The organism is Sinorhizobium sp. (assembly GCF_059070375.1).
Genome location: NZ_JCACWC010000004.1, coordinates 49,423 through 64,440, shown reverse-complemented (window position 1 = coordinate 64,440; position 15,018 = coordinate 49,423). Strand labels below are relative to the sequence as shown.

Here is a 15,018-nt window from a genome sequence, read left to right as displayed (position 1 = left end):
GCCGGCGATGATTGACGAGCACCATATCGACGCATTGACGAAGCTCCTTGGCGACAAGGGCGTCGTCACGCGTCGGGAGGACATGGAGGCTTACGAGACCGGCGCACGCTACGACCGCGGCCGCGCGGCGGCCGTTCTGCGTCCGGCAACGACGGAAGAGGTCTCGGCCGCCGTCGGTTACTGCGTCCGCAGCGGCATCGCCCTCATCCCCCAGTCGGGCAATACGGGTCTGGTCTCGGGGTCGACGCCGGACGAGTCGGGCAGCGAGGTCGTCGTCAGCCTCGACCGGCTGACCCGCCAGTTTGCGCTCGACGTCGACAATCGCTCCGTGCGCGTCGACGCCGGCTTTCGCCTGTCCGAGCTCAACCGGCGGCTGGAGGAACACGACCTGTTCTTCCCGATCGATCTCGGCGCCGACCCTCGGATCGGCGGCATGGCCGCCACCAATACCGGCGGCTCGCGCTTCCTCAAATATGGCGACGTGCGCCGCAACATGCTGGGTCTGAAAGTGGTCCTCGCCGACGAAGCGGGCACGGTGCTCGACCTCGGCTCGGACCTGCGCAAGAACAATACCGGCATCGACTGGAAGCAGATCTTCATCGGCACCTCGGGCGCCTTCGGCATCGTCACCGAATGCGTGCTCAATCTCGAGCGCCTGCCGAAGCAGACGGCGACCGCCTTCCTGGTGCCGGCGAGCGGCGCGCATGTCCTGCCGCTCCTGAAGGCCATGGAAGAGCGGCTCGGCGCCTATCTCTCGGCCTTCGAGGGAATGTCGGGGAACGCGATCGCCGCGGCCTTCGCCCATGTGCCGGCGCTGAAGAACCCTTTCCAGGGCGGCAAGGTCCCCGACTACGTCATCCTTGCCGAAATCTCCCGCACCTCGAGCCCGCGCGAGGGCGAGCAGCCGCTCGACGCGGTTCTCGAAAGCGTGCTCGCGGAGATATGGGAGATGGAAGAGGCGCCGCTCGCCGATGCACTCGTCGGCCCGCCGCACGAGATCTGGGCGCTGCGCCATGCGCTTTCGGAGGGCGTAAAACACCTCGGCAAGCTGATCGCCTTCGATCTCTCCTTCCGCAGGGGTGACATCATGGTCTTCTGCGACCATATGAAGGCGGAAATGCCGGAAAAATTTCCGGGCGTCACGGTCTGCGATTTCGGCCATATCGGCGACGGCGGCGTTCACTTCAACCTGGTCGTCGCAAAGGATAGTCCGCTACTGGCCGATGCGACCTTCGAGCAGCGTCTGCGCGATTGGGTCTTTGCAGTCGCGGTCGAGCAATATCACGGCAGCTTCAGCGCGGAACATGCGCTCGGCCGCCGCAATCAGGCTTATTACGATCTCTACACGCCGGAAAAATTGAAGAACATGGCGGCCGGCCTCACGACGCTCACCTCGCCGGGCAAGCTCGGCAGCGTGCGCTTCGGTTAGGTCATCGCGCCAGCTACAAGACGGGAGTCACCACATGAACATTGCAGCCAAGAAAATCGACGTCGCGAGCGAGGCAGCCGCGCTCCTCGAGAAAATGGGCGTCGCCAAGGACCTCTACACCGGCGGCGACATGCCGTCCTTCAGCCCGGTCACCGGCGAGAAGATCGCCAGTCTCAAGACCGTGTCTGCCGCTGAAGCCGCCAGGAAGATCGAGAAGGCCGACGAGGCTTTCCGCGTCTGGCGTCTCGTGCCGGCGCCGAAGCGCGGCGAGCTCGTCCGGCTTCTCGGCGAGGAACTGCGCGCCTTCAAGGCCGATCTCGGCCGCCTCGTCTCGATCGAAGCCGGCAAGATCCCGTCCGAGGGCCTCGGCGAAGTGCAGGAGATGATCGATATCTGCGATTTCGCCGTCGGCCTTTCCCGCCAGCTCTACGGCCTGACGATCGCCACCGAGCGTCCCGGTCACCGGATGATGGAAACCTGGCACCCGCTCGGTGTCGTCGGCATCATTTCCGCCTTCAACTTCCCCGTCGCGGTCTGGTCGTGGAATGCGGCGCTCGCGCTCGTCTGCGGCGACGCCGTCGTCTGGAAGCCGTCGGAAAAGACGCCGCTCACCGCGCTCGCCTGCCAGGCGATCCTGGAACGCGCCATCGCCCGTTTCGGCGACGCTCCGGAAGGCCTGTCGCAGGTCCTGATCGGCAACCGTGCAATCGGCGAGGCCCTCGTCGACCATCCGAAGGTGCCGCTGGTCTCGGCGACCGGCTCCACCCGCATGGGCCGCGAGGTCGGTCCGCGGCTTGCCAAGCGCTTCGCCCGTGCGATCCTGGAACTCGGCGGCAACAATGCGGGCATCGTCTGCCCGTCCGCCGACCTCGACATGGCGCTGCGCGCCATTGCTTTCGGGGCTATGGGCACCGCCGGCCAGCGCTGCACGACCCTGCGCCGCCTCTTCGTCCATGAAAGCGTCTACGACCAGCTCGTGCCGCGCCTGAAGAAGGCCTATCAGTCGGTCTCCGTCGGCAACCCGCTGGAATCGGCCGCACTCGTCGGGCCGCTCGTCGACAAGGCGGCCTTCGACGGGATGCAGAAGGCGATCGCCGAAGCAAAGAGCCATGGCGGTGCCGTCACCGGCGGCGAGCGGGTCGAGCTCGGCCACGAGAACGGCTATTACGTCAAGCCGGCACTGGTCGAAATGCCGAAGCAGGAAGGCCCGGTTCTCGAAGAAACCTTCGCGCCGATCCTCTACGTCATGAAGTACAGCGACTTCGACGCGGTGCTCGCCGAGCACAATGCGGTTGCGGCCGGGCTTTCCTCCTCGATCTTCACCCGTGACATGCAGGAATCGGAACGTTTCCTCGCAGCCGACGGCTCGGATTGCGGCATCGCCAACGTCAATATCGGTACCTCCGGCGCCGAGATCGGCGGCGCGTTCGGCGGCGAAAAGGAGACCGGCGGCGGCCGCGAATCGGGCTCCGACGCCTGGAAGGCCTATATGCGGCGCGCCACCAACACGGTGAACTATTCGAAGGCTCTGCCGCTGGCGCAGGGCGTCTCTTTCGACATCGAATAATCGAACAGGATCGGCCATGACCATCAATGCAACGGTCAAGGAGGCGGGCTTTCAGCCCGCCTCGCGGATTTCCTCGATCGGCGTTTCGGAAATCCTGAAGATCGGCGCCCGCGCCGCCGCCATGAAGCGCGAAGGCAAGCCGGTGATCATCCTCGGCGCCGGTGAGCCGGATTTCGACACGCCGGAACACGTGAAGCAGGCCGCCTCGGATGCGATCCACCGCGGCGAAACGAAATACACCGCACTCGACGGCACGCCGGAATTGAAGAAGGCGATCCGCGAGAAATTCCAGCGCGAGAACGCGCTGGCCTACGAGCTGGACGAGATCACGGTCGCGACCGGCGCCAAGCAGATCCTCTTCAACGCCATGATGGCGTCGCTCGATCCGGGCGACGAGGTCATCATTCCGACGCCCTATTGGACCTCCTATTCGGACATTGTCCAGATCTGCGAGGGCAAGCCCGTTCTGATCGCCTGCGACGCCTCTTCCGGCTTCCGCCTGACGGCGGAGAAGCTGGAGGCGGCCATCACGCCGCGGACCCGATGGGTGCTCTTGAACTCGCCCTCCAACCCGTCGGGCGCCGCCTACAGTGCGGCCGACTACCGGCCGCTGCTCGAGGTACTTCTGAGGCACCCGCATGTCTGGCTGCTCGTCGACGACATGTATGAGCACATCGTCTATGACGGTTTCCGCTTCGTCACCCCGGCGCAGCTGGAGCCGGGCCTGAAGAACCGCACGCTGACCGTAAACGGCGTTTCGAAGGCCTATGCGATGACCGGCTGGCGGATCGGCTATGCCGGCGGCCCGCGCGAGCTCATCAAGGCGATGGCCGTCGTCCAGAGCCAGGCGACCTCCTGCCCCTCTTCGATAAGCCAGGCGGCTTCGGTCGCGGCGCTGAACGGACCGCAGGACTTTCTGAAAGAACGCACAGCCAGCTTCCAGAGCCGCCGCGATCTCGTGGTCGACGGCCTGAACGCGATCGACGGCCTCGACTGCCGCGTTCCCGAGGGCGCCTTCTACACTTTCTCCGGCTGCGCCGGCGTTCTCGGCAAGGTGACGCCATCGGGCAAGAGGATCGAGACGGATACGGATTTCTGCGCCTATCTTCTGGAAGACGCCCATGTCGCCGTCGTCCCGGGCTCGGCTTTCGGCCTCTCACCCTTTTTCCGCATTTCCTATGCAACCTCGGAGGCGGAGCTGAAAGAGGCGCTCGAACGTATCGCGGCGGCCTGCGAGCGGCTTGCGTAAGCGAAGGGCGGGAGTCGCCTCAGAAGGCCCCCTCCCCAACCCCTCCCCACAGGTGGGAGGGGCGTTCTCTCCCGGTCAAAACGTCGGCGGCGTACAGGCGCTGATCACTTCGCAGGGCACCGGCCCGATACAGCGAAAGCGGTGCGGGCGCCGGCTTTCGAAATAATAGGCATCGCCCGGTCCGAGGATGCGCCTCTCGTCGTCCACGGTCACTTCCAGCCGGCCTGAAAGCACTATCCCGCCTTCCTCGCCCTCATGCACCAGCGGCACCTTGCCGGTATCCGCGCCCGGCTGGTAGCACTCCTTCAGTATCTGAAGGCTGCGGCCGAAAAGATTGTCGCCGATCTGGCGATAGGAAATCGGTCCCTTGCCGATCTCCACCAGCTCCTCCGCCGCATAGAAAGCCCTGCGCGGCTTCTCCGGCTCGAAGGAGAAGAACTCCGCAAGGCCGATCGGAATGCCGTCGAGGATTCGCTTCAACGCGCCGACCGAGGGGTTCGATGCATTCGATTCGATCAACGAGATGGTGGAGTTGGTAACCCCCGCCCGCTTGGCGAGTTCGCGCTGGGAAAGCTTGTGCCTCAGCCGAACATGCCGCAGACGGTTGCCGATATCGACGCTCATAGCGAACCCCGGTGTTGACCTTGTTTGAAATAGCGAAATTCTAGCAAACTGACCTATGTAAATACAATGGCTTAGATGGACCTAGAAAAGGACTTGTTCGGAAATCCAAATCATGGCGTCAATCAGCTAACGACAGGAGGATGCCATGAACGCCCACAACAAGCCCAACGCTCCGGTTCTCGACAGCTACTGGATGCCCTTCACCGCCAACCGTCAGTTCAAGGCGGCGCCCCGGCTGCTCGCCGCCGCTGAGGGCATGCACTACACCAGCGTCGACGGCCGGACGGTTCTCGACGGCACCGCCGGCCTCTGGTGCGTGAATGCCGGGCACGGCCGCCGGCAGATCGCCGCCGCGGTCGAGCGGCAGCTTTCGACCATGGACTTCGCGCCGTCCTTCCAGATGGGACATCCGATCGCCTTCGACTTCGCCGAGCGGCTGGCCGAGATCGCGCCCGGCCCGGCCGGCGCCAAGCTCGACCGGGTGTTCTTCACCGGCTCGGGCTCGGAGTCCGTGGACACAGCGCTGAAGATCGCACTTGCCTATCAACGTTCGATCGGCCAAGGCACGCGCACCCGCCTCATCGGCCGCGAACGCGGTTATCACGGCGTCGGCTTCGGCGGCATCTCCGTCGGCGGCATCGTCAACAACCGCCGCGTCTTCCCGCAGCTTCCCGGGTCCGACCATCTGCGCCACACCCATGACCCGGCGAAGAACGCCTTCGTCAAAGGGCAGCCGGAGCATGGGGCTGAGCTTGCCGACGACCTCGAAAGGCTCGTGGCGCTCCACGGCGCCGAGACGATCGCCGCCTGCATCGTCGAGCCCGTCGCCGGCTCGACCGGCGTGCTGATCCCGCCGAAGGGCTATCTCGAGCGGCTGCGCGCGATCTGCGACAAGCACGGCATTCTCCTGATTTTCGACGAGGTGATCACCGGTTTCGGCCGGCTCGGTGCGGCCTTCGCGACCGACTATTTCGGCGTCACGCCGGACATCGTCACCACCGCCAAGGGGCTTACCAACGGCGCGATCCCGATGGGCGCCGTCTTTGCCAGCCGCAAGGTGCACGACGCCCTGATGCACGGCCCGGAAGGCCAGATCGAGCTCTTCCACGGCTATACCTATTCCGGACATCCGGCCGCCTGTGCCGCCGGCATCGCCACACTCGACATCTATCGAGACGAAGGCCTGATGACGCGCGCCGCCGAAATCGAGGGCGACTGGCACGAGGCGATGCATTCCATGAAAGGCCTGCCGCATGTCATCGACATCCGCACCATCGGCCTCATCGCCGGTATCGAGCTCCAGTCGCGCGACGGCGCGCCCGGCGCTCGCGCCTATGACGTTTTCGTCGATTGCTTCGAGCGGGGCCTGCTGATCCGCGTCACCGGCGACATCATCGCCTTCTCGCCGCCTCTGATCGCGGAGAAGCAGCATTTCGGCGAGATCGTCTCGATCCTTGCCGATGCGTTGAAGCGGGTGAAATAACGGCGCTTGAGATAGTTTAAATGCCCCCTCCCGACGCCTTGGAGGGGGCATTCTCGCATTCATCCAGGCGTCGCTTCAGCGTATCAGGATCGCCCGCAGATCATTGACATTCGTCCCCGTCGGCCCGGGTACGAACAGGTCGCCGCTGGCCGCGAAGGCCGTCCAGGCGTCATGGCGCGCGAGGTGAGCGCGGGGATCGGCGCCTGCCGCCCGCATCCGGCCGACGCTTGCGCCGTCGGCAAAGGCGCCGGCATTGTCCTCGGATCCGTCGATGCCGTCGGTGTCGGCGGCAAGCGCATCGATACCGCCGATGCCGTCGATGTCGAGCGCGAGCGACAGGAGGAATTCGCTGTTGCGTCCGCCCTTTCCGTAACTTTCGCCGGAGATCGTCACCGTCGTCTCGCCGCCGGAAAGCAGCACGACCGGCTTCGAAAAGGGACGGTTGCGCGAGGCCACTTCCCGCGCGAGCGCCGCATGCATACGGCCGATGTCGCGCGCCTCGCCCTCGATCGCATCCGACAGGATCATCGCCTCGATGCCGCTTTCCCGCGCCCGTGCCGCCGCCGCTTCCAGCGAAACGGCCGCCGAGGCGATGACGTGCACTTCGTTGCCGCCGAATGCAGCATCGTCGGGCCGGGGTGCCCGCGCCGCTTCGGAAGCGAGATGCGCCGTCACCCGCTCGGGCAGGGCGATAGCGTATCGCGCGACGATCTCGCGCGCTTCTTCGAGACTGGACCGGTCGGCCACCGTCGGGCCCGAGGCGACGAAGGCCGGATTGTCGCCGGGCACGTCGGAGATGACGAGGCTCACGACTCGCGCCGGGGCGGCGGCAAGTGCAAGCCGCCCGCCCTTGATCCGCGAGGCATGCTTGCGCACCACATTCATGGCGGAAATCGGCGCTCCGGAGGCAAGCAGCGCCTTGTTGACGGCGATCTCGTCCTCCAGGGTCAAGCCGCCGGGCGGGGCCGGCAAGAGAGCGGAGCCTCCGCCGGAGATGAGCGCCACCACGAGATCATCCGCCGTCAGTCCCCCGACGGTTTCGAGGAGCGCCGATGACGCGGCAAGCCCCGCCTCGTCCGGCACCGGGTGAGCCGATTGCAGGACCCTGATCCGCTCGCATTTCTCGACGGGCCCGTGGCGGGCAACGACGGCGCCTGCAAGCGGCCCGTCCCAGAGCCGCTCGAAAGCGGCCGCCATCTGGCTCGCGGCCTTGCCGGCGCCGACCACGATCGTGCGGCCCTTCGGCCGCGCCGGAAGGTGCGCCCGAATGGCGGCCTCAGGATCGGCCGCGGCAACGGCGGCCTCGAAAAGCGATATGAGAAAAGGGCGCGGCTCTATTGACGTCATGGAATCAGACCGAAGTTTCTAGATAGGGAGGCACCTTGAACGCCGCCTTCGGCCGCCGCAACGTTTTTCGATCGGCCGTCCGAAACTGCAACACCCGATCGCTCCTTCAGCGGACCTCCGCGCGCGCCCGGGGGCGCGCGTCGTTACGCTCGTGCTGGAACACGGCCGGGGGCAGCGGCGGCAATCCGCGGATGATGTCGGCCCCCTTCTCGCCCATCATGATCGTCGGGCCGTTGGTGTTGCAGGACGGGACCCGCGGCATCACCGAGCTGTCGCAGACGCGCAGCCCCTCGATCCCGCGAACCCTGAGCTCCAGGTCGACCACCGCCGCCGCGTCGGTCCCCATCCTGCAGGTGCCGACCGGGTGGTGGTCGGTCTTGGCGTTGGCGCAGCCATAGTCGAAGAGCTGCTCCTCGGTGCGCACATCCTTGCCCGGCAAACGCTCGTCTAGGACGAAGGGCTTCAGCGCAGGCTGCTGCATGATTTCCCGCGCAATCTTCAAACCTTCGAGCGACATCTGCCGATCGTGCGGATCCTCCCAGTAGTTCGGATCGATCAGGGGCGCGGCCGCCGGGTCGGCCGAGGAGAGCCGGACGGTACCGCGCGAGCGCGGGTGCAGATAGGCGGAATTGAGTGTGACCCCGGCATTCTTGAGCCGCGCGACGCCGGCCTCGATGCCCGAACCGAGGCCGAGATGGAACTGGATGTCCGGCGAGCGGGCATTCGGATCGGCATACCAGAAGCCGCCGGTCTCGAAGAGAGACGAGGCAACCGGGCCGGAGCGGAAGAGCACATATTGCAGCCCGGCCCAGAGCGTGCGGTGCAGCCTGGCGACGCCGTCATAAGTGTGATCGCCGGTGCATTCGGAGATGACGAAGAGATCCAGATGATCCTGGAGATTGCCGCCCACACCGGCGAGATCGTGCCTGACCTCGACGCCGACGGAACGAAGGTGATCGGCCGGGCCGATACCGGACTGCAACAGCAGCTTCGGCGAGCCGATCGCACCCGACGAGACCAGCACCTCGCGATCGGCGCGGATGATCTCGACGCCCCTCTTCGTCGCGACTTCCACCCCGACGGCGCGCCTGCCCTCGAGCACGATGCGCGCGACGCGGGCACCGGTGCGCACCGTCAGATTCGGGCGATCCCTGACCGGCGAGAGATAGGCGAGCGAGGCGGAGGACCGGCGGCGGTTGCGCTGCGTCAGCTGATAGAAGCCGACGCCCGCCTGCTGCTTGCCATTGAAGTCGTGGTTGTAGGGAATGCCGAGTTCCTGCCCGGCTCGGATATAGGCGTCGCAGATCGGCAGCGCCGAAACCGGCATGGAAACGCCGAGCGGCCCACCATAGGAATGATAGTCGTCGGCGAAGCGCTGATTGTCCTCGGCGCGCTTGAAATAGGGAAGCACGCTGCGATAGTCCCAGCCGGCGCAGCCCTCCTCACTCGCCCAGAGGTCGTAATCGGCCGCATTGCCGCGAGTATAGAGCTGCGCATTGATGGAAGAACCGCCGCCGATCACCTTGGCCTGGGTGTAGCGCAGCACCCTGCCCTTCATGTGCTTCTGCGGCACCGTGTGCCAGCCCCAACTGGCGACCCCCTTCGTCATCTTGGCGAAGCCGGCCGGCATGTGGAACAGCGGATTCCAGTCGCCGCCGCCGGCTTCAAGCAGCAGCACCCTGACGTCCGGATCCTCGCTCAGACGATTGGCAAGCACGCAGCCGGCCGGACCGGCCCCGGTGATGATGTAGTCGTAGGTCATTCACATGTCCTCAATGTCACGCGCTTCAGGCGCGGTATCAGCTGTCTCGCCATGCCCCTCATCCGCCTGCCGGCACCTTCTCCCCGCAGGCGGGGAGAAGGGACTCGCGGTGGCCGCATTCGCAACCATGACCGCCGGCGTTTCGGTGGGCACGTCCCCTCTCCCCGCACGCGGGGAGAGGGTTAGGGTGAGGGGCAAATCTCGACGACCGGGTGACGGGAAACGCCCGCACACAATTCACAACCGCCCGATCGACAATCCCCCATCCGCCTGGATCACCGAGCCCGTGGCGAAACCGAACTGCCCACCGGCAAGCCCGGCGACGATATTGCCGATATCCTCGGGTTCGCCCCAGCGCCGCATCGGCACCAGGCCACTCGCGATCAGCCCGTCGTATTTGCCGGAAACCGCAGCCGTCATGTCCGAGCGGATGATGCCGGGACGGACTTCGAAGACCGCGATGCCGGTCTCGGCGAGCCTCAGCGCCAGGCCCTGGCTGAAGGCCGCAAGGCCTGCCTTGCTCATGCAATAGTCGAGCCGCTCGGGCGACGTCATCGCCGCCGAGACCGAGGTGATGTTGATGATTGAGCGCTGCGCTTGAGCCTCGCTCGCGAGCATCGCCTTCAGCACGGCCTGCGTGAAAAACACCGTGCCGCGCAGATTGACGCCGACGATCGTGTCGAAATTCTCCGGCTTCAGATCGAGAAAATCGCCACGCACGATGGAGGCGATGCCGGCATTGTTGACAAGGCAGTCGATCCGGCCGAATTCCGCGACGGCCGCGTCGACGGTCGTCTGATGGCTCGAAAGGTCGGCCAGATCGGCGCGCAGGAAGATCGCCCGGGCGCCGAGCCCGTTGAGTTCGGCGATTACGGGAGCGACACCCTCCGCATCGCCAATGCCGGTGATGGCGATGTCGAAACCGGTCGCCGCGAGCGCCCGGGCGATCCCTAGCCCGATGCCGCGGCGGCCGCCGGTGACGATCGCGACGGGGCGTGCCTTATCGGTCATGACCGCAGATCCTGTTTTACGATATGATCGGCGACACGCAGCGCCTGGGCGGCGACGGTCAGCGCCGGATTGACGGCGGCGGAGGTCGGCAGGAAGCCGGCATCGACGACGAAGAGATTCGGATGATCGAAGGCGCGGCAATAAACGTCGAGCGGCGCCTGGCCGGGATCATTGCCGATCCGGACCGTGCCGCACTGATGCGAAGGCGTCCGCTTGTCGAAGGCCCGCGCGAGCACGACCGGGAAGCCGGCTTTCTTCAGCACCGCCTTCAGCTTGGCGACGAGATCGAGATGGGCCTGCCAATTGGTGCGCACCCATTTCAGCACGACGCGCTCGCCGTCGACCATGACGCGGCTCTCCGGTGACGGCAGGTCCTCGCTCATGGCGTAGAAGTCGATACCGCGGGCGGACATCCGGTTCAGCAGCCATTCCGGCATGGCCGGCATGTTCGCCTTCAGGATCGCGCCGGAAATGCGGCCGAGAAGCTGGATATTGCCGAGCGGCGGCCCGCCCGCACCGTCGGAGAGATAGAAATCGTTGAGGCCGAAGGTCTTCTGATAGACCGAATTGTTGCGGTACCAGGGGCTGAGCGCGATGACGGCGCTTGAATTATGGTTCATGAAATTGCGGCCGACCTGATCGGACCGGTTGGCAAGCCCGGTCGGGTTGCTGTCGTCGGCAGAGCGCAGAAGCAGTACGGCCGACTGCACCGCGCCGGCACTGAGAATGACGAGCTTCGGCGAAAGACGGTGCTCCGCCCCGTCCTTGGCGTAGAACACGGTTTCGATCGCCTTTCCGCCCGGCCCGGTTGCGAGCCGCGTCACCCGCGAGCCGGTCTGCAGCCGCACATTCGGAAATTTCAGCGCCGCCGCCAGCGCCGCCGTTTCGGCATCCATCTTGCCGTCGGATGAGTTCGGATGCGCGTCCCACGGCGTCTTGCCCTTGGCGAGCCAGCGCTCGATATCGACGCCGAGCGGCAGCGAATAGGGATGAAGGCCGATCGCGGCCAGGCGCTCACGGACCATGGCGATCGCAGGCTCGTCCGGCACCGGGCCATGGGGATAGCCGCTCGAATGAGCGGGTTCCGTCGGGTCCTCGCCCAATTTGCCTCGCACCTGATAAAGCTGCTCTGCCTTGGAATACCACGGCTCGAGCTCCTCATAGGAAAAGGGCCAGGCCGGGGAGACGCCGTCCCGGTGCTGCATTTCCTCGAAATCCTCGCGGCGGTAGCGGGTCAGCACCGCGCCGTAGAATTTCGAATTGCCGCCGACATTGTAGTAGTTGCCGGGATTGAAGCCGGGGCCGCCCGCCTCGTACCACGTCTCCTTCGGGCGGAAATGGCCGCGCTGGAAGATCGCCCGCTGGTCGCGATTGATCGGCAGGTCCTCGATATGTGAGCCCGCTTCGAGAATCAGGATCTCGGCGCCCGAGGCGGCAAGACCCGCGGCGACGGTTGCGCCGCCGACCCCCGATCCAATGATGACGATATCCGGCTGGCTCTCCATCGTCTTTCTCATGCAATCCGCTTTTCGCTTTGCGGGTCGAAAAAGACGGCCTTGTCGAGATTGAAGGCCAGCCGTGACGTCTGTCCGGGCGCAATGCGCGCATCGGCCCTGAGCCTTGCGACGATTTCCTTGCCGCCGAGCCTCGTGACGGCAAAGGTATCGGAGCCGGCCGGCTCGACCACCTCGATCAGGCATTCGCCTTCGACGACGAATTGCGCATTGCGATCCGCCCCGTCCGGGTCGGTGAGCGCTTCCGGACGGATGCCGAAGACCACCTCCCTGCCGGCATAGGCAGAGAGCGCGCCGTTTTGCGGCACGGCTAGTCTCAGGGGTTCGGCATTCGGCCGCGCCAGCGTCACCGAGACTTGAGAGCCTGCGGTTTCTATCTGCGCTTTGAGCAGGTTCATCGCAGGCGAGCCCATGAAATCGGCGACGAACATATTAGCGGGGTTGTTGTAGATCTCCGCCGGCGTTCCGAATTGCTGCAGGACGCCGTCCTTCAGGACGGCGATCTTGGTCGCGAGCGTCATCGCCTCGATCTGGTCGTGCGTCACATAGACGATGGTCGTCTTCATGCGGTGATGCAGCCGCTTGATCTCGGTGCGCATGTCGACGCGCAGCTTCGCGTCGAGGTTCGAGAGCGGCTCGTCGAAGAGGAAGACCTGGGGATTGCGCACCAGCGCCCGGCCCATGGCGACGCGCTGGCGCTGGCCGCCGGAAAGCTGGCTCGGCTTGCGGTCGAGCAGATGGCCGATCTGCAGCATGTCGGCCACCTGCTTGATCGCCTTCTCGCGTTCCTCCTTCGGCACGCCGCGGATCTCCATGCCGAAGGCGATGTTCCCGGCCACCGTCATATTCGGATAGAGCGCATAGGACTGGAATACCATGGCGATGTCGCGCTTCGACGGGTGCAGCCCCGAAACCGAGCGGCCGTTGATGGCGATGTCGCCCGAGGTGATCGGCTCCAGGCCGGCGATCGTGTTCAGAAGCGTCGACTTGCCGCAACCGGAGGGGCCCACGAGCACGAGGAAGCCGCCTTCTTCGATCTCCAGGTTGATGTCCTTCAAGATCTCGAGAGCGCCGTAGGATTTGCGCAGATTGGTGATCTTCAGAAACGACATGGCTTATCCTTTCACGGCGCCGGACATCAGTCCGCGGACGAAATAGCGGCCGGACACGATGTAGACGATGAGCGTTGGCAGGGCGGCGAGGATCGCGCCCGCGAAGTGGACATTGTATTCCTTGACCCCCGTGGACGAGCTCACGAGATTGTTGAGAGCCACCGTCATCGGCGTCGAATACGGCCCGGAGAACGAGGCCCCGAACAGGAAGTCGTTCCAGATATTGGTGAACTGCCAGATGACCGAGACGACGATGATCGGCCCTGACGACGGCAGCAATATCCGCCGGAAGATCTGGAAGAAGCTGGCGCCGTCGATCTGTGCCGCACGCACCAGCTCGGTCGGGAAGGCCTCGTAGTAGTTGCGGAAATAGAGCGTCGTGAAGCCGATACCGTAGACCACATGCACCAGGATCAGACCCCAGATCGAACCGGCGATGCCGATAATGCCGAGAATGCGCGCCATCGGTATCAGCACGATCTGGAAGGGAATGAAGCACGAGAGAAGCAGCATGCCGAAGAAGATGTTCGCCCCGGGGAAGCGCCATTTCGTCAGCACGTAGCCGTTGAGCGCGCCGATGATCGTGGAAATCGCCACGGCCGGGACGACCATCAGGATCGAATTGATGAAGAAAGGCCGAAGGCCGGTGGGCTGCACGCCGATCTGGGCGGTCGACCAGGCCGAAAGCCATGGCTCGACGGTCCAGGTCCGAGGCAGGTTCAACATGCCGCCCTGCCGGATCTCATCCAGCGGCTTCAGGGAATTCACCAGCATCACATAGAGCGGCAGCAGCGAATAGAGTGCGAAGAGGATCAGCGCCGAATAGATCAGAGCGCGCGTCAGCCGGCTGTGCGAGATGACGTTTTCGGAATTGGGAGCGCCCATCAGCGTTTTCCTCCCCGGACTTCGGAATAGAGATAGGGAACGATGATCGAGAAGATCATCACCAGCATCACGATCGCCGACGAGGCGCCGATCGCCATCTGGTTTCGGGTGAAGGTGTAAGAATACATGAAGGTCGCCGGCAGCTCGGTCGCCTGCCCCGGCCCGCCGCCCGTCAATGCGATGATCAGATCGTAGGCCTTGATGGCAAGATGGGCGAGTACGACAAAGGCCGAAAGGAAGACCGGCCGCATCAGGGGAATGATGATCCGCCGATAGATGGTTGGGGTGGTCGCCCCGTCGATCTGGGCGGCCTTGATGATCTCGTTGTCGACGCCGCGCAGGCCCGCCAGGAACATCGCCATGATGAAGCCGGTCGACTGCCAGACGGCCGCGATGACGACGCAGTAGATGGCGTAGTTGCGGTCCTTGATCCAGTTGAACGAGAAGCTTTCCCAGCCCCAGAGATGCATGGTGTTCTCAAGCCCGATACCGGGATCGAGGAACCACTTCCACGCGGTGCCGGTGACGATGAAGGAAAGCGCCATCGGATAGAGATAGATCGGACGAAGGAAACCTTCGGCGCGGATCTTCTGGTCGAGCAGGATCGCCAGCCCGAGACCCAGCACCGAGCAGACCACGATATAGAGAGTCGCGAAGATCGCCAGATTGCTGACCGCGCGCCACCAGTGCGGCAGGGCCCATAACCGGCTGTAATTGCTCAAACCCACGAAGTTGTAGGACGGCAGCATCTTACTGTCCGTCATCGACAGGAAGCCCGTATAGGCTATGAAGCCGTAGACGAACACCAGAACTATGAGAAAGCTGGGGGCGAGCACGAGCTTTGGCAAAAGCTCCTGCAGCCGGTTGCGGCTATCCATGTTTGCTACCACCGTATGTTTCGTTCGTGGAGGGGATTGCCCCTCACCCTAGCCCTCTCCCCGCATGCGGGGAGAGGGGACTGAGGCGTAGCGGCTCAAGCCCTCATCTCAAGGCGAGAGGACGCCGGAGCTCACCGCTTGTCCCTTCTCCCCGCAC

The 15,018-nt window shown here is 64.7% G+C and carries 12 protein-coding genes; 4 read left to right on the top strand and 8 right to left on the bottom strand.

What is annotated here, in order from left to right; all coding sequences use genetic code 11:
• Positions 1–7: 7 nt before the first annotated feature.
• Genes AC5J09_RS26620 through AC5J09_RS26610 form a run of 3 tightly spaced genes read left to right on the top strand, consistent with a single transcriptional unit; the run spans position 8 to position 4,245 of the window.
• Entirely contained in the window at positions 8–1,429 is a 1,422-nt protein-coding gene (locus tag AC5J09_RS26620; RefSeq protein WP_494298963.1) for an FAD-binding oxidoreductase, read from the top strand.
• A 34-nt stretch (positions 1,430–1,463) separates the two neighbouring features.
• Positions 1,464–2,996 carry an L-piperidine-6-carboxylate dehydrogenase gene (gene amaB, locus AC5J09_RS26615; protein ID WP_494298962.1) on the top strand — a complete coding sequence of 511 codons (1,533 nt, stop codon included), beginning with the start codon at positions 1,464–1,466 and terminating at the stop codon, positions 2,994–2,996.
• Between the two features lie 16 nt (positions 2,997–3,012).
• A complete protein-coding gene (locus tag AC5J09_RS26610) occupies positions 3,013–4,245 on the top strand; it encodes a pyridoxal phosphate-dependent aminotransferase (protein WP_324762538.1) in 1,233 nt (410 codons plus the stop codon).
• Between the two features lie 75 nt (positions 4,246–4,320).
• Here AC5J09_RS26610 and AC5J09_RS26605 read toward each other — a convergent pair whose 3' ends face one another.
• Complete coding sequence (locus AC5J09_RS26605) at positions 4,321–4,869, bottom strand: cupin domain-containing protein (protein ID WP_018098737.1); 549 nt, start codon at positions 4,867–4,869, stop codon at positions 4,321–4,323.
• A gap of 145 nt (positions 4,870–5,014) precedes the next feature.
• Here AC5J09_RS26605 and aptA point away from each other — a divergent pair, with 145 nt between their 5' ends.
• On the top strand, positions 5,015–6,352 hold the full coding sequence (gene aptA, locus AC5J09_RS26600; protein ID WP_127710443.1) for an omega-aminotransferase AptA: 1,338 nt from the start codon (positions 5,015–5,017) through the stop codon (positions 6,350–6,352).
• 75 nt (positions 6,353–6,427) lie between these two features.
• Here aptA and AC5J09_RS26595 read toward each other — a convergent pair whose 3' ends face one another.
• The 7 genes from AC5J09_RS26595 to AC5J09_RS26565 all read right to left on the bottom strand — a co-directional run bounded on the left by AC5J09_RS26595 (position 6,428) and on the right by AC5J09_RS26565 (position 14,861).
• Positions 6,428–7,699: a glycerate kinase type-2 family protein gene (locus AC5J09_RS26595; RefSeq protein WP_494298961.1), complete on the bottom strand. Its 1,272-nt coding sequence runs from the start codon at positions 7,697–7,699 to the stop codon at positions 6,428–6,430.
• 106 nt (positions 7,700–7,805) lie between these two features.
• Positions 7,806–9,461 (bottom strand): GMC family oxidoreductase, encoded by a 1,656-nt coding sequence (locus AC5J09_RS26590; RefSeq protein WP_494298960.1) that lies wholly within the window; start codon positions 9,459–9,461, stop codon positions 7,806–7,808.
• A 237-nt stretch (positions 9,462–9,698) separates the two neighbouring features.
• The gene (locus AC5J09_RS26585; protein ID WP_494298959.1) at positions 9,699–10,472 is read right to left on the bottom strand and encodes a 3-ketoacyl-ACP reductase; all 774 of its coding nucleotides are present in this window, start codon (positions 10,470–10,472) and stop codon (positions 9,699–9,701) included.
• Positions 10,469–11,989, bottom strand: a complete 1,521-nt coding sequence (locus AC5J09_RS26580) for a GMC oxidoreductase (protein ID WP_494298958.1) — start codon at positions 11,987–11,989, stop codon at positions 10,469–10,471. The genes AC5J09_RS26585 and AC5J09_RS26580 overlap by 4 nt, the downstream gene beginning before the upstream one ends.
• Positions 11,986–13,098, bottom strand: a complete 1,113-nt coding sequence (locus AC5J09_RS26575; protein WP_494298957.1) for an ABC transporter ATP-binding protein — start codon at positions 13,096–13,098, stop codon at positions 11,986–11,988. Before AC5J09_RS26575 ends, AC5J09_RS26580 begins: the two co-directional genes overlap by 4 nt.
• Before the next feature lie 3 nt (positions 13,099–13,101).
• Positions 13,102–13,983: a carbohydrate ABC transporter permease gene (locus AC5J09_RS26570; RefSeq protein ID WP_494298956.1), complete on the bottom strand. Its 882-nt coding sequence runs from the start codon at positions 13,981–13,983 to the stop codon at positions 13,102–13,104.
• Positions 13,983–14,861, bottom strand: coding sequence for a carbohydrate ABC transporter permease (locus AC5J09_RS26565; protein ID WP_018098730.1), 879 nt, complete (start codon positions 14,859–14,861; stop codon positions 13,983–13,985). The genes AC5J09_RS26570 and AC5J09_RS26565 overlap by 1 nt, the downstream gene beginning before the upstream one ends.
• Positions 14,862–15,018 lie beyond the last annotated feature (157 nt).